The organism is Devosia chinhatensis (genome assembly GCF_000969445.1).
Lineage (GTDB): Bacteria > Pseudomonadota > Alphaproteobacteria > Rhizobiales > Devosiaceae > Devosia > Devosia chinhatensis.
In genome coordinates, this window is the sequence record NZ_JZEY01000017.1 from 1 (window position 1) to 453 (window position 453).

A 453-nucleotide genomic window follows, 5' to 3' on the forward strand; every position below is an offset into this window, starting at 1 on the left:
ATCCGCGACGCACGGTCCAGTCCCGATGGGGCGATCCACACCCTCACCGATGCGGCCAATGGCGCGCGCATGCGCATCGAGCCGGCCGACTAGGAGGGGCAAACAAAAGGGCGCGCCCCCGAGGAGGCGCGCCCGTGACGATGTCGTCGTTCTGATCAGGCGGCAGTGAGATTGTCGGCGGCGGACTCGCCGGTCCGCTTGTCCTTGACGATCTCGTAGGTCACCTTCTGGCCTTCGTCCAGGCCGTTGAGGCCGGAGCGCTGGACAGCCGAAATATGGACGAACACGTCCGCCCCACCCTCATCCGGCTGAATGAAGCCGTAACCCTTTTGCCCGTTGAACCATTTAACGGTGCCAGTTGCCATAACTCCCTTTCCCTCGTGCAGTCGCTGCTGGTAGGCCTCCCCCGTGTCCCCGGCTGAGCCCACTCTCATACACACATTCCTGCACATT

Annotated in this window: 1 protein-coding gene; it reads right to left on the reverse strand. The window is 63.4% G+C overall.

Annotation, left to right across the window (positions count from 1 at the left end):
* Nucleotides 1-155 precede the first annotated feature (155 nt).
* On the reverse strand, nt 156-365 hold the full coding sequence (locus VE26_RS00085; RefSeq protein ID WP_046103232.1) for a cold-shock protein: 210 nt from the start codon (nt 363-365) through the stop codon (nt 156-158).
* Nucleotides 366-453: the final 88 nt, after the last annotated feature.

Coding starts and splice junctions, on each gene's coding strand:
- VE26_RS00085 (WP_046103232.1), bottom strand. CDS start 365: ATGGCAACTGGCACCGTTAAATGGTTCAACGGGCAAAAGGGTTACGGC.